Origin of the sequence: Tannerella sp., from assembly GCF_052170195.1 — a bacterium.
Lineage (GTDB): Bacteria > Bacteroidota > Bacteroidia > Bacteroidales > Tannerellaceae > Tannerella.
On sequence record NZ_JBQNAZ010000038.1, the window covers coordinates 1 to 24,084 of the forward strand.

General features: G+C 47.4%; 18 protein-coding genes. 7 read left to right on the plus strand and 11 right to left on the minus strand.

Going from position 1 to position 24,084, the window contains the following annotated elements:
• The first annotated feature begins 207 nt into the window (after positions 1 to 207).
• Entirely contained in the window at positions 208 to 1,158 is a 951-nt protein-coding gene (locus ACTTKA_RS09670) for a glycosyltransferase family 2 protein (protein WP_442714744.1), read from the plus strand.
• Between the two features lie 906 nt (positions 1,159 to 2,064).
• A complete protein-coding gene (locus ACTTKA_RS09675; protein WP_442724872.1) occupies positions 2,065 to 2,790 on the plus strand; it encodes a hypothetical protein in 726 nt (241 codons plus the stop codon).
• Here the strand turns inward: ACTTKA_RS09675 and ACTTKA_RS09680 are convergent.
• The 5 genes from ACTTKA_RS09680 to ACTTKA_RS09700 all read right to left on the minus strand — a co-directional run bounded on the left by ACTTKA_RS09680 (position 2,719) and on the right by ACTTKA_RS09700 (position 9,597).
• Entirely contained in the window at positions 2,719 to 3,474 is a 756-nt protein-coding gene (locus ACTTKA_RS09680; protein WP_442724873.1) for a DUF4296 domain-containing protein, read from the minus strand. The two genes, ACTTKA_RS09675 and ACTTKA_RS09680, sit on opposite strands and share 72 nt — an antisense overlap.
• A 9-nt stretch (positions 3,475 to 3,483) precedes the next feature.
• A complete protein-coding gene (locus ACTTKA_RS09685; protein WP_442724874.1) occupies positions 3,484 to 4,095 on the minus strand; it encodes a lipoprotein signal peptidase in 612 nt (203 codons plus the stop codon).
• A gap of 12 nt (positions 4,096 to 4,107) precedes the next feature.
• A complete protein-coding gene (locus ACTTKA_RS09690) occupies positions 4,108 to 4,488 on the minus strand; it encodes a TraR/DksA family transcriptional regulator (RefSeq protein ID WP_278477294.1) in 381 nt (126 codons plus the stop codon).
• A gap of 68 nt (positions 4,489 to 4,556) precedes the next feature.
• Positions 4,557 to 8,009: an isoleucine--tRNA ligase gene (gene ileS, locus ACTTKA_RS09695; RefSeq protein ID WP_442724875.1), complete on the minus strand. Its 3,453-nt coding sequence runs from the start codon at positions 8,007 to 8,009 to the stop codon at positions 4,557 to 4,559.
• 226 nt (positions 8,010 to 8,235) lie between these two features.
• Positions 8,236 to 9,597 carry a tetratricopeptide repeat protein gene (locus ACTTKA_RS09700; RefSeq protein ID WP_442724876.1) on the minus strand — a complete coding sequence of 454 codons (1,362 nt, stop codon included), beginning with the start codon at positions 9,595 to 9,597 and terminating at the stop codon, positions 8,236 to 8,238.
• A 360-nt stretch (positions 9,598 to 9,957) separates the two neighbouring features.
• Here ACTTKA_RS09700 and ACTTKA_RS09705 point away from each other — a divergent pair, with 360 nt between their 5' ends.
• On the plus strand, positions 9,958 to 11,037 hold the full coding sequence (locus ACTTKA_RS09705) for a Fic family protein (RefSeq protein ID WP_442724877.1): 1,080 nt from the start codon (positions 9,958 to 9,960) through the stop codon (positions 11,035 to 11,037).
• A 26-nt stretch (positions 11,038 to 11,063) separates the two neighbouring features.
• Here the strand turns inward: ACTTKA_RS09705 and ACTTKA_RS09710 are convergent, their stop codons facing one another.
• Positions 11,064 to 11,600, minus strand: coding sequence for a TIGR00730 family Rossman fold protein (locus tag ACTTKA_RS09710; RefSeq protein ID WP_442714737.1), 537 nt, complete (start codon positions 11,598 to 11,600; stop codon positions 11,064 to 11,066).
• Positions 11,601 to 11,707: 107 nt separating this feature from the next.
• On the opposite strand from ACTTKA_RS09710, the gene ACTTKA_RS09715 reads away from it, so the two are divergent.
• Positions 11,708 to 12,283: a CDP-alcohol phosphatidyltransferase family protein gene (locus ACTTKA_RS09715; RefSeq protein WP_442724878.1), complete on the plus strand. Its 576-nt coding sequence runs from the start codon at positions 11,708 to 11,710 to the stop codon at positions 12,281 to 12,283.
• A gap of 63 nt (positions 12,284 to 12,346) precedes the next feature.
• On the opposite strand, the gene ACTTKA_RS09720 is transcribed toward ACTTKA_RS09715, so the two are convergent.
• Positions 12,347 to 14,341: a DUF3352 domain-containing protein gene (locus tag ACTTKA_RS09720; RefSeq protein WP_442724879.1), complete on the minus strand. Its 1,995-nt coding sequence runs from the start codon at positions 14,339 to 14,341 to the stop codon at positions 12,347 to 12,349.
• A 9-nt stretch (positions 14,342 to 14,350) separates the two neighbouring features.
• Entirely contained in the window at positions 14,351 to 15,604 is a 1,254-nt protein-coding gene (locus ACTTKA_RS09725; protein ID WP_442724880.1) for a DUF5103 domain-containing protein, read from the minus strand.
• Positions 15,605 to 15,802: 198 nt separating this feature from the next.
• On the opposite strand from ACTTKA_RS09725, the gene ACTTKA_RS09730 reads away from it, so the two are divergent.
• The gene (locus ACTTKA_RS09730) at positions 15,803 to 17,068 is read left to right on the plus strand and encodes a nucleotide sugar dehydrogenase (RefSeq protein ID WP_442724881.1); all 1,266 of its coding nucleotides are present in this window, start codon (positions 15,803 to 15,805) and stop codon (positions 17,066 to 17,068) included.
• 35 nt (positions 17,069 to 17,103) lie between these two features.
• Here ACTTKA_RS09730 and ACTTKA_RS09735 read toward each other — a convergent pair whose 3' ends face one another.
• On the minus strand, positions 17,104 to 18,183 hold the full coding sequence (locus tag ACTTKA_RS09735; RefSeq protein ID WP_442714498.1) for a mannose-1-phosphate guanylyltransferase: 1,080 nt from the start codon (positions 18,181 to 18,183) through the stop codon (positions 17,104 to 17,106).
• Between the two features lie 84 nt (positions 18,184 to 18,267).
• Positions 18,268 to 19,944 carry a sialidase family protein gene (locus ACTTKA_RS09740; RefSeq protein ID WP_442724882.1) on the minus strand — a complete coding sequence of 559 codons (1,677 nt, stop codon included), beginning with the start codon at positions 19,942 to 19,944 and terminating at the stop codon, positions 18,268 to 18,270.
• Between the two features lie 1,077 nt (positions 19,945 to 21,021).
• Here ACTTKA_RS09740 and ACTTKA_RS09745 point away from each other — a divergent pair.
• Positions 21,022 to 21,498: a hypothetical protein gene (locus ACTTKA_RS09745; RefSeq protein WP_442724883.1), complete on the plus strand. Its 477-nt coding sequence runs from the start codon at positions 21,022 to 21,024 to the stop codon at positions 21,496 to 21,498.
• Positions 21,499 to 21,597: 99 nt separating this feature from the next.
• A complete protein-coding gene (locus ACTTKA_RS09750) occupies positions 21,598 to 22,860 on the plus strand; it encodes a C10 family peptidase (protein WP_442724885.1) in 1,263 nt (420 codons plus the stop codon).
• 139 nt (positions 22,861 to 22,999) lie between these two features.
• On the opposite strand, the gene ACTTKA_RS09755 is transcribed toward ACTTKA_RS09750, so the two are convergent.
• Complete coding sequence (locus ACTTKA_RS09755) at positions 23,000 to 23,737, minus strand: DUF6261 family protein (RefSeq protein WP_442724884.1); 738 nt, start codon at positions 23,735 to 23,737, stop codon at positions 23,000 to 23,002.
• Positions 23,738 to 24,084: the final 347 nt, after the last annotated feature.

Genomic DNA, 24,084 nt, shown 5'->3' on the forward strand with positions numbered 1-24,084 from the left:
GCACGTGATTTGTAATCTCGGGGTCGTTGGTTCGAATCCGACAAGAGGCTCGAAAAGAGGGAGAGATTATAGAAATTTTTGTTTTCATGGTTGCGCCGGATACATCGTTTCGTTTGTGTCCGGCGCACGTTTTATACAAGAGACGGAATTTCCCTTAAACAAATTTTTATTTTACCTTTGCCAACCGAAACAATGTAAATAAGATCAATGGATATATCAGTAGTCGTACCTCTGTATAACGAAGCCGAATCGCTCCCCGAACTGCACGCGTGGATCGAACGGGTAATGAATGAGCATCATTTCAGCTACGAAATCATCTTTGTCAACGACGGAAGCACCGATCATTCATGGCAGGTGATCGAGCAGCTGGCACGACAGTCGACACACGTGAAAGGCATCAAGTTCCGCCGCAACTACGGCAAATCGCCGGCATTGCACTGCGGATTCCAACGCGCCGAGGGCGACGTGATCATTACGATGGATGCCGACTTGCAGGACAGTCCCGACGAAATCCCCGAACTCTACCGGATGATTAAGGAAGACGGCTACGACATCGTGTCGGGGTGGAAAAAGAAACGCTACGACAACAAACTGACAAAGAACCTCCCCTCGAAACTCTTCAACGCCACGGCACGGAAGTTCTCGGGCATCAATCTGCACGATTTTAACTGCGGACTGAAATCGTACCGGCGCGAAGTGGTGAAGAATATCGAAGTATATAACGACATGCATCGCTATATCCCCTATCTGGCTAAAATTGCCGGATTCAATAAGATCGGCGAAAAGGTCGTGCATCATCAGGCGCGCAAATACGGCGAAACGAAGTTCGGTCTCGACCGCTTCGTCAATGGATATTTAGACCTGATTTCACTTTGGTTTACCTCGAAATTCGGGAAAAAACCCATGCACTTCTTCGGATTATGGGGAAGCGTGATGTTTCTGATCGGGTTCGCAGCGCTCGTCGCCGTGCTGATCATGAAATTGATTTCCATCTACGACGGCGACCTGCGACCACTCGTTACGACTTCGCCCTATTTCTACATCTCACTTACGGCTATGGTGATCGGTACGCAACTCTTTTTGGCCGGGTTTATCGGCGAACTGATCTCGCGTAATGCTCCGAACCGCAACAAGTACAAAATAGAACAGGAGATTTAAAGCCCTGCCGGTGTTTGATTCGTTTGAAACGCACCGAACCATGTATCCGGGGCATGACAATTAACAATAACACCGTTTTTTTGTCATTCAGAGCGAAGCGATGAATCTCTTTTCTGTCACTTTTGGCTTGACCCAAAAGTAACCAAAAGGTCAAGGCTTCGTGCGCTTCGCACGCCGTCGCGACGCTTGCAGGCCGGAAAATCAGGTAACTCGCTTCGCTTCGGACAGCCTGATTTTCTTTCGCCTCGCTCGCTGCTCCGTCGGCTCACCGCCCGAGGCCCAAGGGACGAACGCCGAAGCGTTCGCCTGTTTTCCCTACGCTGCGCTTCCGCATTCCCCCTTTGAAGGGATAACATCCCCCTTCGCTTCGCTCTTCCCCCTTTGAAGGGGGGCTGGGGGGATGTTCCTCTGCGTTCGGTCTTTTGTCATTCAGAGCGAAGCGAAGAATTTCTTTCCTCTTCCTCGCGAGATTCCTCACTGCGTTCGGAATGACAAGAGGAGCATCTAAATTAATATTCATTCAGGCTTTCAGCCCTCCGCCGAGGAGGGGCGCCCTTTCCCCAACGCTGCGCTTTCGCTACACATTGGGCTGAATTAATGCGCCCTTTCAGGGCTGTTACAGCGGTCAGCAAACAGATCAACAACTAAACAACTAAACAACTCAACAAACAACTCAACAATTAAACACCCAAAGAAGACACAAGGGCTGAAAGCCTGACATCATTTAATGGTGGATGGTGCATTGTCAGAGGATAGTACACACTGAATCCATACTTTTTGGCAAAACATAGATGGAAAATCATTTATTTTTTTTGAAATAAACATCTTCTACGTTTTTTTACATACAAGCGCACGAACTTTTCAGGGACTGCGCTTTATTTTTGCCTAAAATATATATATCGGGCTATGGAAAGACGCTACGTGTTGTTTTTAGTCTTGGGATTGCAGGTGTGTATCACCGCATCGGCACAGAAAGACTGGTCGGCAAAAGACTCGCTGTGGTTGCAGCGTGTGTTGTCGGGTCAGGAAAAGCTAAAACTGAACGAAGAAACCCTGCGAGCCATCCGATCCGGTACGCTGATCAATCCCGCTCTCACACCCGATCAGATGAAACACAGCCCGCTGGAATTACCCATCGTCAAATCGTTCGACAGCATCATCCAACCTGAAAGCCATCGTGCGCTTCATCTGCTCCCGCCTTACGTTTTCAATTTGTATGGCCCGGAGAACCATTCGGCAACCGATCCGCACAAAGGTATAAAAACGGAAGGAGGTATGATGTTATCGGAAAGACAAATCGAGGAGATGAAAAAATACCTAAAAAAGAGTGTAGAAGCAGTGATGAAAGACTTAAATGTGAATCCTTCCATATCGTTCGATGCCGAAGATCTTGCCCGAACTGTCTTCTGGCCGAGTCACCGCGCCAAAAAACGCAATGCATGGAATGCACAGGCTTATAAACAATTCAACGTTGCTCCTCCGTCTATCTCGAAGGAAGAACACGAACGCCACCGCCTGAACGAATATATCAACATACTAAGGGAACATGCACAAAAACGCCTACTCTCCGACCCTGTATCTCATCAGCCGGATTCGGTCAATGTAGATTTTGGGATACGGAACAGCCGGTGACTTCTTCAAACGGATATAACCGTAAACACGCTGTACCGGATCGTATGGCGTACCCTGCAAAGTATATTGGTGAAAACCGTTCCCGACAATCGAATCTTTTACAACGAGGATCGAATCGGACACGTCGGCACGCAGATTCAGTTCCATCACATGCTTTCCGGGTGTCAATCCCCATACTTGCATTTCCCATACGAAACGACAACCGGCCGGGTACGCCTCGGCAGGTTTCAGATCGAACACGATCGTGTTAGCCACCGCCTTGGGAAAGAAAATATAGCATCGTTTATCAATCCACAGATCGACCGAGTCGGCCCGCGGAATATCGAATGCTTCGGGTTTCACTTCACCGAGCGCGTTTATACGCTTGTCTACTTCGGCCATTGCCATATCATGAACACGCATATAGATATCAATGTTCTTACCGTACCATATCAATGAACTGTCATATTCTGCCTGCGTCAGATTGTGCTTCTTAAAGACCGACTGGAACAACGCGTTTTTTTGACAGAACGATCCGTAAGTGTACGGATCATCATTGATGATCGTTTCTGCCATTTGCATATCGATCAGCACATCACACATTTTTTTCTCCGGAATAATTCCTTTGGGTGTGTGGCTGCATGCCGACAACAAGATGGCAGCCGACCATCCGATAAAAAATCGCTGAAATTCCCTACCCGGCATGTATCAAACCTACTTCGTCGAGAGACTTTTGGAAAGGGTGCGGTGATAGAACAGCAACAACAGCGCTCCTCCGACACAAATAGACGAGTCGGCCAGATTAAAGATAGGCCGGAAAAAGATAAACTCTTCTCCGCCCCATATCGGCAACCAGTCAGGGAAGGTGGTTTGGATGAGCGGAAAATACAACATGTCCACTACTTTGCCGTGCAACAGAGAAGCATACCCTCCGCCGGCAGGCATAAACGTAGCGACCTGCCCGTAACTGTGATCGAAGATGACGCCATAGAATACACTGTCGATAATGTTACCGAGTGCTCCGGCAAAGACCAATGCAACGCAGGTGATGAAACCGAACGAATAGTTACGTTGTACGAGACGAATCAGGTAATAAGCGATGGCGATCACCGCCGCGATACGAAAGACGGACAGCACGAGCTTGTTGAAAAACTCCATCCCGAAAGCCATGCCGGGATTTTCGGTGAAGTAAAGCTGAAACCATGAAAAGATTTCAATGCTTTCGTGCAGTTGCATGTGGGTTTTCACCCATATTTTCGAAGCCTGATCAAGAAAGAGAAGCAGTAAAATAACGACTGCTGCCCCCCACGCTTTTTTTCCTTTCATCAGACGTGCCGCTTATTTTACTCCGCTCTGTTTGGCCTCGATGCTCAGCGTGGCATGAGGTACCGCACGCAAACGTTCTTTTGCGATCAGTTTACCCGTTTCACGACATACTCCGTATGTCTTGTTTTCGATACGGATAAGCGCTGCCTGCAAACTCTGAATAAATTTCATCTGACGTTGCGCCAGACGGCCGGCTTCTTCTTTCGACAAAGTAGCCGCCCCTTCTTCCATTACTTTGAATGTCGGTGAAGTGTCGGAGACGTCGTTGCCGTCGGCATTCGTAATCCCCGATCTCAACAAGTCGTAATCTTTCTTTGCCTTATCGAGCTTTTCCATGATAATGGCGCGAAATTCTTCCAGCTCCGCATCCGAGTATCTTGTCTTCTCAGCCATAATTCAGTCCTCCTTTTATTTTGTTTTCAAAAATACGATATTCTTTTTTTATTACACTCTCTATCCGTTCAAACTTTTTCGATGCTTACGTATAATTTAAAATCATCCAGATCGAGCTCTGTCGCATCCGGCAGATTCTCCTTTATTCCGATCGACTCGGCAAGCACTTGCTTTTGAATATAATCGGCATATTCACTGATTGTTCCGTTCATTTCCGGCGCCGGTACCATGACGATACGTATCTTGTCCGTGATCTCCAGTCCGCTGCTTTTACGCAGGTTTTGAATACGGTTTACCAATTCGCGTGCCAATCCTTCCTTGCGCAGCTCATCCGTGACGGTGATATCGAGCGCGATTGTCAGGCGTCCTTCGTTGGCCACAAGCCAGCCGGGAATATCTTCCGAAATAATCTCGACATCGTCCGCTACAATAACACTTTCCACCCCTTCAAGGTTGAAAGCAAACGAACCGTTTTGTTCGAGCGAAGCAATATCTTCTTGCGTCATGGCCTGAATGGCAGCAGCCAATTGTTTCATAACCTTTCCGTAACGCGGCCCCAATTTCTTAAAGTCGGGCTTGATCTTCTTCACTAATATGCCGGCCGAATTATCCGCAAAGTTAAGTTCTTTTACGTTGACCTCGCTTAAGATTAAGTTTTTTACCGCCTCGATATGTTCCTTCTGCCGGGTGTCGGTCACCGGCACCATGATGGTTTGCAGCGGTTGACGCACCTTGATATTCACTTTGCGACGCAGCGCGAGCACCATCGACGAGATGTCCTGCGCAATCTGCATCTGTTCTTCGAGCGTTTTGTCGATCATCGCCTCATTGCATCTGGGGAAGTCACTCAGATGCACGGACTCCGCCTTGTCGCGTCCGGTTACGGTAATCAAATCGGTAAACAGTCGATCGGCATAGAACGGAGAGATCGGCGCCATGAGTTTGCTGACCGTTTCGAGGCAGATGTAGAGCGTCTGATAAGCCGAGAGCTTATCCTGTGTCATCCCCCCGCCCCAGAAGCGGCGACGGTTCAAACGAACATACCAGTTGCTTAAGTGATCATTGACAAAATCCGAGATCGCACGTCCGGCACGGGTCGGTTCGTATGTTTCATAAAACTCATCCACCTCTTTGACGAGCGAATTGAGCAACGACAATATCCAGCGGTCTATCTCAGGACGTTCGGTCATCGGAACGTCCGGTTCGCTGTAGGTGAAACCGTCTACATTGGCATACAATGCAAAGAACGAGTATGTATTATATAATGTACCGAAAAATTTGCGACGTACTTCTTCAATGCCTTCGACATCGAATTTGAGATTATCCCATGGCGACGCATTCGTAATCATGTACCAACGCAACGGGTCGGAACCGTATTTTTCGATCGTCTCGAACGGATCGACCGCATTGCCGAGACGTTTGGACATCTTGTTACCATTCTTGTCGAGCACCAGCCCATTGGATACCACATTCTTAAACGCCACACTGTCGAAAATCATCGTGGCGATGGCATGGAGCGTAAAGAACCATCCGCGCGTCTGATCTACCCCTTCGGCAATAAAATCGGCAGGATAAACATCGCGTCGGTCAAATGCGTCTTTATGTTCGAACGGATAATGAATCTGCGCGTAAGGCATCGCACCGGAGTCGAACCATACATCGATCAGGTCGATCTCGCGTTTCATCGGTTTTCCCTGCGGAGAAACCAGCGTGATTTCATCGACATACGGACGATGCAAATCAATCCGGTCGTAATTTTCCGATGTATATTCACCCGGTTTAAAGCCGTTGTCCTTATACGGATTGCTCTTCATAAAACCAGCGGCAACGGATTTATCGATTTCGTGATACAGCTCTTCGACCGATCCGATACAGAACTCTTCCGCCCCATCGTCGGTACGCCAGATCGGGAGCGGTGTACCCCAATAACGACTTCGGCTCAGGTTCCAATCCTGAAGGTTTTCGAGCCATTTCCCGAAGCGTCCCGTTCCGGTGCTTTGAGGCTTCCAGTTAATGGTTTCGTTGAGTTCGATCATCCGGTCGCGGCAAGCCGTAGTACGGATAAACCAGCTGTCTAACGGATAATAAAGTACCGGTTTATCGGTACGCCAGCAATGCGGATAATTGTGCACATGCTTTTCGATCTTGAACGCCAGTCCCTGTTGTTTAAGCATGACGCACAAGTCGATATCGAGTATCTCGTCGTTTCCATTAAGTTGCGGGTCGTAATCGTTCTTCACATAACGGCCGGCATATTCTTTATATAATGAAATGTTGACGTTCTTCTTTACATAATCGTCATCGAGGTCTTCGAGACAGTAGAAACGGCCTTTCAGATCGACGGCCGGACGCAAGTTACCCGCTTTGTCGACAAGCTGTAACGGCGGGACACCGAAATTCTTGGCTACCCGGGCGTCATCGGCACCGAAAGTCGGTGCGATATGCACGATACCCGTACCGTCGTCGGTTGTCACATAGTCGCCGGAAATGACACGGAACGCGCCTTCTCCGGGATTGAACCACGGTATCAGCTGTTCATATCCGATACCGATCAGATCTTTACCTTTGCATGTAGCAAGTACCTCGAACGGAATCAGTTTGTCACCCGGTTTGTATTCGCCGAGTGACAATTCGACCGCTTTCGGATTGAAGTATGCATCCATACAAGCTTTTGCCAGAATATAGATGCTCGGCGCCCCGGAATACGGGTTAAAAGAGCGAACAGCGGCGTAATCGATGTCTTCGCCGACACACAACGCCGTATTCGACGACAAGGTCCAGGGCGTTGTCGTCCACGCAAGGAAATAGACGTTGTCCGAGTCTTCGCCGAATAGCTGTTTCAAGAAGTCATTCTCTTTCGCGGCGGGCATTTTAGCACGGAACTGCGCCGTCACCGTCGTATCCTTCACATCACGGTAGCAACCCGGTTGGTTCAACTCGTGCGAGCTAAGCCCCGTACCCGCGGCAGGCGAATAGGGCTGAATCGTATATCCTTTATATAAAAGCCCTTTCCGGTGCAATTCTTTGAGAAGATACCAAAGCGTTTCGATATATCGGTTATCGTAGGTGATATACGGATGATCCATATCAACCCAATAGCCCATCTTCTGTGTCAGGTCTTCCCATTCTTTCGTGAACTTCATCACGTTTTTGCGACAAGCCATATTGTAATCGGACACCGATATTTTTTTGCCGATATCTTCTTTTGTGACCCCAAGTTCTTTCTCTACCCCAAGCTCTACGGGTAAACCGTGTGTATCCCATCCAGCCTTGCGGTCGACACGATACCCTTTCATCGTCTTGTAACGGCAGAAAATATCTTTAATCGAACGGGCTATGACGTGATGAATGCCGGGCATACCGTTAGCCGAAGGAGGTCCTTCGTAGAAAACGAAAGAAGGGGCATCCTTGCGGATATTCAGACTCTGGTGAAAGACATTACCTTCCTGCCATCTTTGCAGTATTTTTTTGTTAATGTCTGACAAATCGAACGTATTGTATTCGGCAAATCGATTACTCATCTTATATTATGCATGTTTTTAAAAAATTGCCGCAAAGGTAAGATTTTTTGCCAAAATAAAAAATCGTCGTAAGGGTGTAAAAACGTCCTGACACAACAAGGATTCGGCGAAAACTCCGATCCCTGTTGTGTTACCAATTTATTTTTGAAAAATCTTCTATAAACAGCTGGCTTATTGATCGTTTTAAAAAAAACAAAGTAGTAATTAAGTATCCGACGGAAAAATTTCAAAGAGAAATTTCACGTTTCTGTAAGTTCCGAATAGCTGTTTGATCGCCCTTTTGAGCTGCTTTACGATACCATTTGATCGCCTCGGTCTCATTGCGTTTGACACCCTGCCCCGTTGCGTAGATCACGCCGAGATTATTCATGGCAGGTAAAATATCCTGTTCGGCCGCTCGCCGATACCATTTGATCGCCTCACCGTAATCTTGTGGCACACCGCGCCCAGCTAAGTAATGATTGCCCAGATTATACTGTGCCATAGCGTAGCCTTGCGCCGCTGCTCGCCGGTACCATCGCACGGCTTCGGCATCATTCTGAAATACGTCCTTCCCCACGTCGTACAGATAACCGAGTCTGTTTTGCGAACGGGATTCATTCTGTTCAGCTTCAGCACGCAATTGAGCGACATATTCCGGCTCTTCCGGATCATTCAGGGCTTCCAGAATTTGTTCGATTTTCGACTTTTTTTCTTGATCATCGTCGGAAGAAACTTGTGTCGGAGACTCCGATTCGGGTACCTCTGCCGATCCAACAGGCGAGACAGGCTGTGCTTCAGAAGGAGTCTCGGACTTCAGATCTCCCCCATCCTTCGCGAAGATACGCAACGCACACGTCCACGCTTGGCCGGGCACAAACTGTTCGTCGCCCCAATCTTCAGCTACAACCGTTTCTAACGGTATCTCCATTCGTTCGATCAAAGTATCCAGCCGTGTCATACGCTCCGGACTATTTCCATAATAAGGTCCTACGCAGACAAATTGATGATATCCCTCGGACATGGTAGTCATGACATCCGCCAAACATTCGACCGTGTGAACAGCCATGCCGGGGAGGTTGGAAAGAAGGTGCAACGTACGGGACTGATTCCCGGAAAAGAGATCGTCTGTCGTTAATTCATCGATATATTTACATACCGTACGGATTTCGGAATGCGGAAAAAAGCGACGGACGTGCAAAGCTGCTCGTTGCAAACAACGCTCTGATGGATCGATCAGCGTAAACCGACGAACGGACGAAGTAAGATTTCGCGCCTGCAGAAAATCATGATACACCATCGCTCCGAGCCCCTGCCCGCAACCATAATCAATCCATTCGATCTCTCCGCTGAAAAATGATTCAGGCAAACGGTCGTAAGCCTTCTGTAAGCGAGCCTCCTGCATGTCGCCGAACGCGTAAAGATAGGCTGAAAGTTGCGGTTCGGTTTCCTGCAAGTTACCGCTGCGCTTCAACTCATCGAAGAGTTTGATTCGCTCTTCTTCAGAAAGTTCCGAAATAAACCGATCGGATAATTCCTTTACCGAATGAAAGGTCAGAGGCTGCAAAGCCTCTATGAAAAATGAATAATTTGTGCCGTGTTCCATCATTGCGTTTTTCCTCCGTATTTTATCCTTCTTGTTTTACATCTCTTCGTTAAGGATGAGTTACAAAAATAATCTCCGTTCGCAAAGCTATAAAAAATAGTTTTCAACAACACACATCAAAAAGTGTTGATAACTCTATTTCTATATTTTTTTCCTTCATCTTTATCAAAACATCGCAACACACCATCTATTCCACTAATTTACAGATAAATAAAACCATCCAAACACTCTTTTTACAACAAAATAAATCATTTACATACAACAAAATAAGTAACAGTTAACAAAGTTTTGCGTTTTTAGTCCGATATTCGTACGTTATTTCCGAAAAAGTTCCTTATTTTTGCCGCAGATCTTACGGAGAATATGCGTAAAACAGCTATATGGCAAGAAAAAGGATGGCCTTACCTGACATGGAATTATCAGGAAGTAATGTCCATATTGGGGGAAGTGCGTAACCGGCAGGGACGACTTGTCGGCAAGACGAGCTTGCTGGGAATCGATCTGAAAAAAAATGCGCTGTTGAATGCGATCTCTAACGAAATTCTCCGATCGGCCGAGCTTGACGGTTACACACTCGATGCCGACAAAGTACGCTTATCTGTGATTCATCAGCTTAAACTGGAAAAGAAGACACAGAAACCCGATCATGATATCGATATTGCTGTCGACGACATCGTCCGTGTTTCGACCGATGTGCTGCGGAATTATCTCGAACCCGTCACGGAAGAACGTATTTTGGGATGGAGGGATGCCCTGAGCCCGCTCTCTCCCGAAACATCGTCTCATACGGATGCTGTTACAACGGCCACTTCTTCCGGGTCTCTTCATTCTCTCGCCATGCAGGATACGTCGCCGATCTCAAACGAGATGAAACGATTTGTTAAGTGGATGAATACAAAGCATCCAACCGATCCGGTCATCAAAGCGGCAGTGGCACATGTTTACTTCTGGCTTCTCCATCCATTTGCAACAGCCAACGGGCAAATTGCACGGGTAATATCGCATCTCTTTCTCACACGAGCCGATAACTTTCCGCAACGTTTCTTTTGCTTGTCGGAGCAGTTTTGCAAACGGAAAGAAACATACCGGCAACTATTAGAAACCGCCTGCAATCATAATCTGGATATTACCGAATGGATCATGTGGTTTCTTTATTGTCTGGAAACGGCTCTGAGCGAAGCCGAAGCATCAATTACACGTATCTTGGAGAAATCAAAATTCTGGGAGAAATATCGATTAGTACGTCTGAATGATCGTCAGGTAAAAATGATCAACCTGTTGTGGGAAGGGATGGACGATAAACTTACCTCGTCCATTTGGGCGAATATCAATCTCTGTTCCCCCGATACCGCGCTCAGAGATATTCAGGACCTGATTGATAAAAAAATTCTTCACAAACACGGCGACGGCGGTCGAAGCACTTCATACGGGTTGAAAAACTGAACCGCCCCGCTCTCTCCTGCCCTCTCTCAGGGATCAATCATCCGCATAGCTTCTTCCGGCGTTTCAGCCACTTGCCAGAGCATACATCTCTGCAAACGCATAAATTGTTCGTCTTCGGCACGGTTCAACATCTCCAACAGAGGATCGTAATAATGGTTCGTATTGAGAATCACCACCGGATGATGATACAGACCCAATTGCCGCCACGTAATGATTTCCATCAACTCTTCCAATGTACCGCAACCGCCCGGCAGAGCAATGACCGCATCAGACATATCGGCCATCCGTTGCTTGCGCTCGTGCATCGTCTCAACACGGATCAGCTCCGTAAGCCCCGAATGACACCATCCGTTATCGACCATAAAATGCGGAATGACCCCGACGACCGTTCCTCCCGCCTTCAATGTCGCATCCGAAATAACTCGCATCAGACCGAAACTTCCGGCCCCGTTAATCACCCGCCACCGGCCTTCGCCAAGCAATGTTCCCAAAGCTTCGGCCGCTTCGGTATATCCCGTGTCGATCCGCGAACTGGACGCACAATACACACAAACTGAACGCATATTCAATCGCTTTTTTTAGAAGCCGCAAATTTAGATAAAATCTCGGAGATTTTATCTAAATTTGCATGCGAATGCGGGCAGAGCCAAACGCCCACCTTGACAAACGAATGATGAACAAAGGAGTGAAAAAGATTCCGAACATCTTATCGATTTCGCGCATCATCCTTTCGCCGGTCATGCTCGCTGTGGCTGACCGGCCGCCTGTATTGGCTGCATTGATTCTGCTTATCGGATTGTCCGACCTGGCAGACGGATTCATTGCCCGACGCTATCATTGCCGAAGCGTTTCCGGTGCACGGCTCGACTCGCTCGGCGACTGGATATTCTTCGGCATGACAGGGATCGTTTTTTGCACGAAATACGAATCACTCGTTTCCGAACATATTTGGGAACTAGCTGCCATCGTAACCGTCAGAAGTCTTTCACTCTGCACCGCCCGATACCGCTTCGGACGGTTCCTATCCATTCATACACTCGGAAACAAACTGACGGTAGTGCTTGTCTTTGCCACGATGCTGTTTATCGTATGCGAAAGCGAAGTAAACGAAATTATTCTGAAGATGGTGCTTGCAACGGCACTACTCCCAGCCGTCGATGAATATTTGATTATCCTCACGAGCGAGGAAATCGATCTCGACCGGCGCAGCTTCTTTACCGGAAAAACAAACAAGAAACGTTCCTGAAGAAATCCTTCTCTATCTGCCCCCAACCATCATACCAACACATTGGAACGAAAAGGATGTTCCTTACAGCCGAACTTTCTTCTCCAGTGTGCCGTCTTCCGTATAATACTTCCATGTTCCCGTAGGATGATCTTTATCGTATCGGCCACGTATTTTCAAGTTGCCATTCTCGAAATATTCGTGATATTTGCCGTGGCGCTGCCCATTGCGTATCTCACATTCGCTCTTCAACGCACCTTCGGGATAAAACTCGCGATAAACATTTCCCTGAAACGTCTCGGCATAGAAGCGATTCAGTTCATCAATAACGGCCTTTTCCGAAATATCCGTATCATCATCTTCGCGCAACTCTTCTTCTGACAGAAGCGGTGGCTGATAAGGATGATAATTCATAATCATCCGCAAAGCGACCTTATGACGATTACCAACGATCTGCAAAGCCGAGTAAGGAAACGAATAGACAATCTCACGATTAGCCGACCAACTTTCCCACGTCTTCTGGTTTAGCAGCGGCTCCATAAGCGGGAAGAATTTGATGCTGTTCGTGTAAACGAAATACGTAGACCGGCCATTGACTTGCGAGAGCACCTGCTTGAAACCGTCGTCGTTACGCAGCGTACGCTCCTGTTCGTAATCTTCGATAAAGGAGAGTAACGTCGCAGGTTTATTGCTGAAGACGACGAAGTCATTTACATACGTATAGTAAGGTTTTTCGAACTTCTCGAACATTTTCCCGAAAAAGAGTGCAAAGAACCCTTTCAACTCTACATAATTAATTTCATACCCTTTATAATTCGCCTTGCGAATATGAACCGGCGTATTCTTTTTCACCTGCTTCTCGATGTATGCCATCTTTTCCTGCGCTCGTCCGAGATCTTCGGCACGAACGGCAAGTAACATCTCCGTATCATGCCCCAACAGCCCCGGCTCAAGCTCGGTCACGGCAAATTCGCCGGCCATCCAGCTCAGGAAATCGTCGCGCAAGGATATATCGAACATTTTTTCAATGCGCTCATACGATTCTTTATAAGTCGCATAGAGCGACGGTTCATCATTGGCCAGCATCGTTTCCAACTCTTCGACGAACGAGACCGGATCGTCAACACAGATACCGGTGTAAAAAGCCGTACGATCCGACAGTATCTTATGAGCTGTTATTTCCCTGCCCTCTGAATGCAGGAGCGTAGCGATATAGGGACTGACCGTATCTTTCAGAAAGGTATAACCACTCAATGCAAATTTTTCCTTGTCGGCTTGCAGGCTTAGTCCGGTGTATGCCATCGAAGCACCAATAGCCGGCAGATAGCCCTTTCGCTTACCCATATACAGATCGAGCAAGCGAGGCAGAACAGCATGCTGCACGAAAATGCGGCACACACCGTCATTATCGGTCGATTGGTCGGCTTCGATAAAAAGCGGGTCTAATCCGATGACAGGATCGTTGCGTTCCGAGATGGAGGCTTCGATAAGTCCGGCCGTCGCCGATGCGATGTAATGATTGTCTACAAAAGCGGTATAAAGCATGTCGCGTGTCTTAGGATCACGCAGCTCGACAATTTCCGTGTCCTTGTATTTCCGATATGTCACCCCGTAGTTCATCCATGCGTAGAGTTTATCGATCTGTTCTTTCAAGGCCTGTACTTCCGAAATCTTTTGCAAGTCGAGGACGTACAGAAAGCCGAGCTTCCCATGGCGCATCCGATGCACCGAAATCATCAGGTCTCTTTTCCCTACCAAAGCGAGAAGTCGCTGGTTAGCTTGCAGAGCGGAATCGAGCTTACTCGCATCGCGTGCGACATCGGCAAACGAAGGACTGCGCTTGAGGCATTGCCACGGCTCACTCGTGCTGAATCGCTTCCAGTCATTGACCGGATTGCTCGAATGAAGGATAAATACGGCATCTCTGGGTACGAGGTAAATTTGCTGGGTTGAACGATGCGGAGCATAATAAAACATGACCAAACGGTACACCCCATAGCCCGTCAGCAGTAAAAGAACGGACAGGATCATCCATTTTACAGGATTTTTCTTTTTCGTTGTTTGTTTGTTTTCTTCCATGATGTTAATTTATAAAACAAAATGCGTGTTGCGAAGGGTCAGTTTACCGATCAGCCGGTCATAACGCATCCCCATCGGACGATGATAGACGAGAATCGTATATTCGTTTTCGGTCTGGTAATAATCGCCCTCTGTCGGCAATGTCTGTGCCTTTGTTTCCCCATGAGGGAGCAATACATACTGATAATTATAATATCCCTGCTTCAACATCAGCGCTTTTTCATATTGCCGTGTCTGGGGGTTATATTCCATCCGGCTCGTCTCATTGAATTGATTTTGCACAAAGTCCCCCAGCAGATAAACATCGCCTTCGAGCAATGGTTCGGAAGCATACGTAAAATGAACAATATAATAATCAGCTTCCGTATCCGGATCATTAGAGCCACTGCAACGGACAAAGAAGCGCCCGTCCTGATCCTGATCGTAACGGTAGCCGGTGCGCGTTCGGCTTTGATCGATCATCACGTCGGCATGATAGTACGGATTGTGAAACCCGATACCGTCGATATTCAGTCCGTTGTAACGATGCGTCAAAAACTCGAAACGACGGTATTCATTGCCGGCATCGAAAATCAGTTCGCGGATATGTTCATACGTTAGCCGGTCATTCGTGATAATCTGAGGCTGTATATTCTTCACCGCATTGTCCGTCCGGTTGTTCTGATAAACATAAACCTTCAGCTCCGTCTGCGGATAGTTCACCGTTACCCCCTTTCGATCAATCTGAAAACTGACCTGCTGATACTCTCTATTGAGCGATATATCCGTGTTACCGCTGACCATGGCATCGATTCCTATAAGCGGTTCATAAACTCCGAATCGTACCGAACAAACGATTTGATCGGGTCTTTCTTCTTCATATATTTGCAGCAAATAATTGCCTGATACCTTAAATCGAATATTGTCATTGGGCAAGAGAAGGCGGTAATTCATATAGGATACGGTCGTATTAAAAGAAGGAGAATAATCCTCAATAGTCATGCCCTGAAAGCCGTCCATGTACTCGATCGGGGTCAGCACCGACGGTTTCCAGTCCGCGTCGCAATGAATGATCGAATAAGCATATCGTCCCTGCGTATGGTTCAGCACGTCGAAGCTGACCTCAAGCCGGCGGTCGCCATGCAGCTCGATATAAGGTTCCGAAATCAGTTCTCCGGTCACCTTAGCCTGAAGACTTTTCACCCGGTTCGAGAAAACTTCCGTCCGGCCATTCTTTTGCGCAGACAGATGACAGGCGAGAATCAGCCCCCAAGCTACAATCATAAATCGATCGATGTATTTCATTTTTGCCGAAAACATAAAAAACAATGCCCAAAGGTAGATGTTTGGAAGAATGTAACCAAATGTCTGCAACGAAAAACAACGTATCCGTCCGCTATTTCGGCGGTGAAGGAAAGAAGCACTATCGCCATAAAAAACTTCGATTTGGAAGATTCGGGAAGATGTGATTACCTTTGTTCCATGAAATCAACAAAAATCTGTGTCATCGGAATGGGGTATGTCGGCTTACCTCTGGCACGCCTCTTCTCCACGAAATATCCGACGATCGGCTTCGACGTGAACCCTGCACGGGTTGAAAAGATCATGTCGGGACACGACGATACGCTCGAAGTGTCCGACGAATTGTTGCAGGCAGCCTTGAAGAACGGTTTCCGATGTACGACGAACCCCGAAGACCTCCGCGACTGTAACTTTTATATCGTCGCCGTCCCTACTCCGGTCGATGTATACAACCGTCCGAACCTGAAAGCGTTGATTGACGCCAGCACGACGGTAGGAAAAGTCATCGGAAAAGGAGATATCGTCGTATATGAGTCGACCGTCTATCCCGGTGTGACCGAAGAAGAATGTCTTCCCGTCGTAGAGCAGGTTTCGGGTTTGAAGCTCAACATCGATTTCTATGCCGGATATTCGCCCGAGCGAATCAATCCGGGCGACAAGGAGCGTACGGTAGAGACGATTCAAAAAGTAACGTCGGGCTCTACGCCGGAGGCGGCCGGGCAAATCGATGCAATCTATCGATCCGTGCTGACGGGCGGGACGCATAAAGCGCCTTCGATCCGTGTGGCCGAAGCCTCCAAAATTATCGAAAACGCCCAGCGCGATGTCAATATCGCTTTCATGAACGAGCTGGCCAAGATATTTAACGCAATGGATATCGACACGCACGACGTGATCGAGGCGGCCGCGACAAAATGGAACTTTATACGGATGCATCCCGGCCTCGTCGGTGGGCACTGCATCAGCGTCGACCCTTATTACCTTATCCAGAAAGCGCAGGTCTACGGCGTGCTGCCCCGTATCATGACAGCCGCGCGACGGCTTAACGACGGCATGGGCGCCTACATCGCCCACCAGACCATCAAGTGCATGAATAAAAAAGGTATCCTCGTGAAAGACGCCGAAATTTTAATACTCGGTTTCGCCTTTAAAGAAAATTGTCCGGACACGCGAAATACGAAGGTGACCGACATTCATCATACGCTACAGGAATATACGAACCGCATTACGATATACGATCCGTGGGTAGCCCCCTCCGACGTGCGGGAAGTGTACGGCGTCGACGTCGTCACCGAGCAACCGGCAGGGAAGTACGACGCCGTGATCTTTGCCGTTGCGCATAAAGCGTTCGGAGCGTTGGATCTTTCCGGACTCCTCAAAACGAACGCCGTAGTGTATGACGTCAGAAGCGTTTTGCCGCGCGAGACGGTAGACGGAAGATTGTAGCTATTGCCCCTCTCCTCCGCTTCTTACGTGATCGTTCAACTAAATTCCTGACCGTATTTGATCTGCGCGTCGGCCATGTATTGCTTGATTCGTTGCTCTTCGTCTTTCTTGCAAATCAGCAGTACATTGCCCGATTCGGCCACAATATATTCTTTCAGTCCTTGAATGACGGCTAACCGGTCCGTATTTTCCAATGCGATGATATTGCTTTCCGACTCGTAAAGCAAAGCCCTTGTTTTCAGCACAGCGTTATCGGCTTCGTCACGGGGGGCGATATCGAAGATCGATCCCCACGTGCCCAAGTCTGCCCATCCGAAATCAACACATTGCATATAGACGTTATCGGCCTTCTCCATGATTCCGTAATCGATCGATATACTCGGGCAGTAAGCGAAATGTTCTTGGATAAACGCGTCTTCGGCAGGGGTATTGAAGATGCCCATCCCCATATCAAAACGTGCGGATATATCAGGGAGATGGCTGCGTATGGCATTTAAGATCGTGTCGACGTTCCAAAGAAACAACCCCGAGTTCCAGAAAAATTCGCCACTTTCCATAAAGACTTTGGCCAGTTCCAGATTCGGCTTTTCGGTGAATGTCTTCACTTTCGTAAAGTCTCCGATCATCGTTTCGCTGCTTTGAATGTAGCCGTAACCCGTTTCCGGACGACTCGGCTTGATGCCTAACGTAACGAGGGCATTGTGCCGGCTCACGAAGTCAAACCCTTTTTGGATGGCCGCAAGAAATTCTTCTTCTTTCAGGATTAAATGATCGGACGGAGCAACCACAATATTGGCTTTGGGATTACAGGCCTTGATATGATAGGCGGCATACGCAATGCAGGGCGCCGTGTTACGACGCGCGGGTTCGAGTAAAATCTGCTCGTCAAGAAGCTGAGGCAGCTGTTCCTTGACCAAGTCGGCATATCGCTCATTCGTGACGACGTAGATATTCTTCATGGGAACGATTTTGGCAAAACGGTCGACGGTCATTTGCAGTAACGATCGTCCGACGCCAAAAAAATCCAGAAACTGTTTCGGTTTATTCTCCCGGCTGAAAGGCCAAAAGCGGCTTCCGATGCCGCCTCCCATAATTACGCAATAATTATTCTCCATAATACGATTATTTCCCTACAAAGAAAACGAAAGAATCGAACATTTCGTCTGATTTTACAAAAAAATATTATTCCTTACCAAAGATTACCGTCCGGCTTCTGCTTTTACCCATTCGATTTCGTAGCCTTTGTCGTCGGCGCGGGTATCGCTCAGAAAATGGACGTATGACAATCCGTGTTGCGACGCGTTGCGGAGCGGAACGGTCAGACGCTTCCGGTTATCGACATAGACCTCGGCCGCAGGATGTTTCGTATCGAGGTTCCAGTCGATACGGATCAGATGCGGCTTGTTGTCGCGAATCTTAAGCGTTTCGGGACTTAACGGAACGTCAAACGGCGCATAATGACGCGCGATGCTGTCGGTGGGGTTGAACCACCGGTCGTTGAGCAAAAGGTGCCCTTTTGTGGCGAGGTCGTTGAAGCGGAGGGAAGCGGTAAAGCGTCCCTTGCGAAAAGCGGGAAAATTCCAGACCGCGCCGCGGCGGGAAGTAAGCAGGGAATCGTTGGGAAGGTAGCGAACCTGCAACCGTCCGTCGACGAGCGCGCACCCGGGCGTACGGTTGTATCCGCAATGCCCGACGATGCCTTTATAATAACAGAAGACAGACCATTGGCGAAGGCTGTCGGAAAAGTCGCAATAACGGCTTCGCGCCATGAGCCAGTCGACATCGAAGATCAGCATGACACGGTGACGCGCCGACTGTCCGAGCGAGACGAGCACGCGTCCGGGATCCGTTTCGACGAACTGACTCTGGTGAACGCTTTTGTCGATACCGGAAGCGGAGCCGAAGTCGGCCGCGTCGCGTCGCGGATCAAGATAAAGCTCACGGAAACCGTGCCACGTGCGTCCGTCATCGGCCGAGAGAGCGGCATGGATGGCGTTGCGGTTCGTAAAGACGTCGTCCCACACGCCGTCGGTCTGATTTACTTCGGGCAGCGGCGTGGTGTTGGACCAGAGGAAAAGCAGCCGGCCGTCGCGCAGTCGGCCGATAGTCGGCATGGTGATGGTGCCGTAGAAAGGCGATGGCGTAGCCTCGTCCCACGTAAGTCCTCCGTCGTGCGAGAACGATTGATAATGAAAGTCTTGCGAAGTGCGGATGAGCATCCATAACCGTCCGTCGTTCAGTTCGACGACGGTCGGCTCCACCGCGCCATGATTCCATCGGATTCCCTGATGGAAACCTCCTCCCCGATGGTCGGGCGTAGAGACGAACGAAGATTGTTGCCATGTGCGTCCGTCGTCGTCCGAGACAAAAGTGAAGCAGACCTTCGGCAGTCCCGGTTGCAGGCCGTAATGTCCGGCGACCACCGCCCGCTTGCCGCCGCGGATAAAGACGGGCGGTTTGAGCATGATGGCCATCGAGTCCGATATTTTGGTGAGTGTACGATGCCCGTTAATGCCGCCGTCGGTACGTAGAGCATATGTTCCCATGCGGGGCGCGGCGATCAGGCGAAGGTATTCGCCGCTCAGGGGGCTGCGCGTGTCGGCAAAGGGAATGTCGGCGGACGTATTGACGCGCTTCCACGTAAACCCTTTATCGACGCTCGACAGATAGAACGAGCCGGGTTCGGCCTGTTCGCCGTAGTTGTAATGTCTGATTTCTCCCGTTTCGAGCAGTGACAGACCGATATAAGCGTCGCTCGGCGGTACCCCCACCACGCGGGGCGCCATCACAGCCGTATCGGTACCGGCCACCTGTGCAGACGCACTCAGAGCAGCCATCAGCAGAGAAGCGGCCGCATAAATTTTCCTGTTCATCATAAAAATAGGTTTGTCTTTCGTTTTGACGCTTCAAAAGTACCGTTTTTATCCCAAATTCCGTCAAAACGAAAAGTGAAAAGTGAAGAGTGAAGCCCTGCGGGTGTTGAGGTGTTGAAATGTTGAGTTGTTGGCTGAATGCTGACCACTAATAAGAATGACGAATGACGATGTCCGAACGCAAATGAACACAAATAGCGCAAATCAACGCAAATTAAAATTTGTGTAATTTGTCATAACTTGTGCAACTTGTGGTTAAATGCTGACCGCTGACCGACAACTCAACAATTAAACAACTCAACGAATCAACACCCGAAGGACTGACCGCTAATAAGAATGACGAACACCTCCTCTTGTTATTCCGAACGCCGTGAGGAATCTCGCCTCGGAAAAGGAAAGAGATTCTTCGCTTCGATCTGAATGATAAATTAATGGTTAATTGTTATGCGTGGTTATCCGAACGCAAATTTCGCAAATGGCGCGAATCAACACAAATAGCTGTGTTTGTCATTCCGAACACCTCCTCTTGTCATTCCGAACACCGTGAGGAATCTCGCGGGGTAACGGGAAGAGATTCTTCGCTGACGCTCTGAATGACAAATGACGATGTTCCGAACGCGTAAATCAATTACGAATGACAAATGACAAATGACGATGTCCGAACGCAAATGAACGCAAATAGCGCAAATCAACGCAAATTAAAATTTGTGTAATTTGTCATAACTTGTGCAACTTGTGGTTAAATGCTGACCGCTGATAAGAATTACGAATGACAAATTACGAATTACGATGCCTTCCGGGCGTTTAGTTGTTGAATTGTTGAGATGTTGAAATGTTGGCTGAATGCTGAATACTAAACAAACAAACAAACATCTCAATAACCAAACGTCCGATCACACACTATAAAAATTCACAAAAGAGCCGATAAGTTCAGACAAAAAGAGAAAATCAAATAACTAAAAATAGGGATACCAAGATAAAAAAACACCCATTATTAGGGATTGCCCATACCCACAGAATGGCCGTCCTTTGCATTTGTAAAGCTTTAATTTAACAAACTAAATGGAAAGGATAAAAGCAATGAAAAGAGCATGGAAAATCGGCATGATGTTTGGGGGCGTCATATGTATGATATTATCGTCGTGTTATGATAAAATCGATGATTTCGATATTTTATCCAGTACGGAATATGTCATCGAAAGAGGAACTGATACCACCATTTATATCCAAACGAAGGGATATAATAGAATGAACGGCGTTATTATTGATACGAATGAAATTTTCTTTAGATATCCCAGAGAAAAATATCCGATTACGAATCAAAAAGACTCATTAGCCGTGACATATTTCCCCATAAAACCAATGTACGATGGAGCACCTGCAAAATCGGTAAATATCCCTTTCTTCTACATTACCGCTCTATCGGATGATCAAGACGACAAGAGGCCTGTATATAAAGTAGAGATCAAAAACAAGCATGCTTCCCAAGCACATAAAATAACTTTATTATTAATGAGTAAAATGGCTGGCCATCGAATATATTTCAACATTAAATAAATTAAAACAGTTATGAAAACGCGAACAATTTACTTATTGAGTCTATCTCTTGTTATTACTTTTGTCCTTTGATCTTGTAAAAATGATGATGATGTAATAATCCAAGAAGAAGAAAGAGCACAGACCGTTTCTCCTGCAGAAAAAAATGACGATGTTTATTCATTAGATGAAGCGGAAGAATTAGCAACCCGCTTTTATTCAAATCTGAGGAGTTCCAATGTTAAGTTACGATCCGGAGGAAAACAGAAGCCTGTTTTATCACAAACATTTACAACAAAAGCTATGGGCAATATCAACCTGTATGTATTTAATTATCAAAAAGGTGGATTCGTTATCATTAATCCGATCAAAAAAATGAATGAACGAATTCTTGCATTTTCGGAAAACGAAGCCATCTCGGAAAATGAGTTGAATTCCGGTCAATTTTCTCTATGGAAGGATTACACGATGGAATACTTATCAATAAAAGCATCCGAAAAGGAGAAAATGTCAGAAAATGTCATCCGAAAGAATAAAATCAAATTGCACACCGTAAAAGATAAAGATATCGAACGGATACTAAATTCCAAATTATCCGATTTAAGCCCTGACGAAGTTGCGAAAGCAAGAGATTATTTAGCATCACTTTATGAAGAAAAAAACATAACGCAACCTATTATAAAAACAAATTGGCATCAGGATTTTCCTTACAATGACAATTGCCCGCATCATTATCCTGCCGGATGCGTTGCTATATCAGTGGGACAGATACTTAATCACTATAGAAAATGGGATGGCGAGAGTTGGAACTGGGATAAAGTTAACCGCAGTGAAAGACCGGAAATCAGTAGATTTATTCGAACCGTAGGAAGTGGGGTAAAAATGACCTATCACAAAGGGGGCAGTTATCCGGATTGGGCAAATTTTAATCTGATCAAAAATTTAAATTATCGAGAAGAACAATTTCTAAAAAAGATCGGGTACAATAATGTAAAATCATATAACCTCCCTGAAGGCAACAGCACCTTACTTAATGAACTTAACAAGGGATACCCTGTCATTATGAGTGGCTTCAAGAAACAAATAATTATCCCTCTTGATGGACATTCATGGATAGCCGATGGATTGAGAATGGAAAGCTATCATATGTTCATGCATGACGAAGATGCGGAAAAAATAGCAGCACGTGGATATGACTCCCTTCCTATAGGAGAATTTATCATAAAATATGATCTTTATTACTGTCATCTTAATATGGGATGGGGAGATAGTTCCAATACATGGTATTACACATGTGAAAATTCCGATTTACATGGATTAAGAGGCATCTATCGTGATTTTCAGTATAGAACTCATATAAAATTCTTAACCGTACGAAAATAGATACATATACAATCCACTAATATTGTTAAGGAGGCCGGATCGAAATTTGAATTTTCAATCCGGCCTCCATGTGTTCACCTTCCTTTCCGTACAAGGGGCGGGCACTCCCCCGCCCCATCGCTTGCGGTCGTCTTTTTTCTTACGGCTGCTCGTCTTTTTTCGCGCCGGCGCGACGCGCGAGCAGATCGGCATAGCGTTTGCGTATGACGTTGATGGCCGTCAGCAACTCATCCCAGGCCACATCGTCGGGATAGGCGTTGGCCATGGTGACGATGTAGTTACAGAGCGCCGTATAGTCGGCCACGAGCGCGCGACGCATCGCTTTGATGTCGGCCACGGGTTGCTCGGCTGTCATCGCGCGACGGTCGGCCGCTGCTGCGCGGTAATCGTCGTTCGTGGCACGTACGGCATCGACTTCGGGCTGCATGCCGAGTGTCGCGATGGCCGCAGCATACGGTTCCTTCGTTAGGTCGTTCAGGAAGTTGTCTGTAGCTCCCGTCTGCTTCTTCACATTGAGCCGGGGCAGGCTGCGGTGGTGTGCCCAAAGCGCGTCGAGCGCGTCGAAGGCTTTCCGTTCGTCTTCTTTTTCGGCATACTCATAGTATTGCAGCTTACGCCCGAAGCGGCTCACGGCCACATCGCGCAGGCGGTCTTTTTCGTTCAGCACCTGAGTGTACGGGTCTTTTTGCGGATTACGGGTAACGACCTCGAACGGGTCGATCCCGTCTTTCACGTTATGCAGATACCGTTTCAGCGGCGCATCGGTTCCCAGCAGCACGGCTGCTTTCTTCTCGGTGTCGGACACCGTTTCACGTAACATCGGAATCAATTCCATCTGTTGCAAGCGGGCAACATTGTAAACATGCAGTGTTTTCATTTCGCCTCCTTTTTTTAAAATTTTACATCATAATAGTTTATTGATTGCTATTCGGGCATAAATATACGATAATCATTTGAACAATAAAACTATTTATGCGTTTTTTTAGCCAAAAAAAATTACATCCGGAATATTTTTCCTCATCTTCTACTCTTAAATATCTCCGGATACTCAGTTTCCAGGGTAAAAACAACTGTTTGAATGCCGGATACTCAGTTTCCAGGACAAAAACAGCTGTTTGAATGCCGGATACTCAGTTTCCAGGACAAAAACAGCTGTTTGGATGCCGGATACTCAGTTTCCAGGACAAAAACAGCTGTTTGAATGCCGGATACTCAGTTTCCAGG

What these genes read in the sequence shown, in the direction of transcription:
- ACTTKA_RS09670 (WP_442714744.1), top strand. Translation starts at nt 208, where the DNA reads ATGGATATATCAGTAGTCGTACCTCTGTATAACGAAGCCGAATCGCTC.
- ACTTKA_RS09675 (WP_442724872.1), top strand. Translation starts at nt 2,065, where the DNA reads ATGGAAAGACGCTACGTGTTGTTTTTAGTCTTGGGATTGCAGGTGTGT.
- ACTTKA_RS09680 (WP_442724873.1), bottom strand. Translation starts at nt 3,474, where the DNA reads ATGCCGGGTAGGGAATTTCAGCGATTTTTTATCGGATGGTCGGCTGCC.
- ACTTKA_RS09685 (WP_442724874.1), bottom strand. Translation starts at nt 4,095, where the DNA reads ATGAAAGGAAAAAAAGCGTGGGGGGCAGCAGTCGTTATTTTACTGCTT.
- ACTTKA_RS09690 (WP_278477294.1), bottom strand. Translation starts at nt 4,488, where the DNA reads ATGGCTGAGAAGACAAGATACTCGGATGCGGAGCTGGAAGAATTTCGC.
- ileS (WP_442724875.1), bottom strand. Translation starts at nt 8,009, where the DNA reads ATGAGTAATCGATTTGCCGAATACAATACGTTCGATTTGTCAGACATT.
- ACTTKA_RS09700 (WP_442724876.1), bottom strand. Translation starts at nt 9,597, where the DNA reads ATGATGGAACACGGCACAAATTATTCATTTTTCATAGAGGCTTTGCAG.
- ACTTKA_RS09705 (WP_442724877.1), top strand. Translation starts at nt 9,958, where the DNA reads ATGCGTAAAACAGCTATATGGCAAGAAAAAGGATGGCCTTACCTGACA.
- ACTTKA_RS09710 (WP_442714737.1), bottom strand. Translation starts at nt 11,600, where the DNA reads ATGCGTTCAGTTTGTGTGTATTGTGCGTCCAGTTCGCGGATCGACACG.
- ACTTKA_RS09715 (WP_442724878.1), top strand. Translation starts at nt 11,708, where the DNA reads ATGATGAACAAAGGAGTGAAAAAGATTCCGAACATCTTATCGATTTCG.
- ACTTKA_RS09720 (WP_442724879.1), bottom strand. Translation starts at nt 14,341, where the DNA reads ATGGAAGAAAACAAACAAACAACGAAAAAGAAAAATCCTGTAAAATGG.
- ACTTKA_RS09725 (WP_442724880.1), bottom strand. Translation starts at nt 15,604, where the DNA reads ATGATTGTAGCTTGGGGGCTGATTCTCGCCTGTCATCTGTCTGCGCAA.
- ACTTKA_RS09730 (WP_442724881.1), top strand. Translation starts at nt 15,803, where the DNA reads ATGAAATCAACAAAAATCTGTGTCATCGGAATGGGGTATGTCGGCTTA.
- ACTTKA_RS09735 (WP_442714498.1), bottom strand. Translation starts at nt 18,183, where the DNA reads ATGGAGAATAATTATTGCGTAATTATGGGAGGCGGCATCGGAAGCCGC.
- ACTTKA_RS09740 (WP_442724882.1), bottom strand. Translation starts at nt 19,944, where the DNA reads ATGATGAACAGGAAAATTTATGCGGCCGCTTCTCTGCTGATGGCTGCT.
- ACTTKA_RS09745 (WP_442724883.1), top strand. Translation starts at nt 21,022, where the DNA reads ATGAAAAGAGCATGGAAAATCGGCATGATGTTTGGGGGCGTCATATGT.
- ACTTKA_RS09755 (WP_442724884.1), bottom strand. Translation starts at nt 23,737, where the DNA reads ATGAAAACACTGCATGTTTACAATGTTGCCCGCTTGCAACAGATGGAA.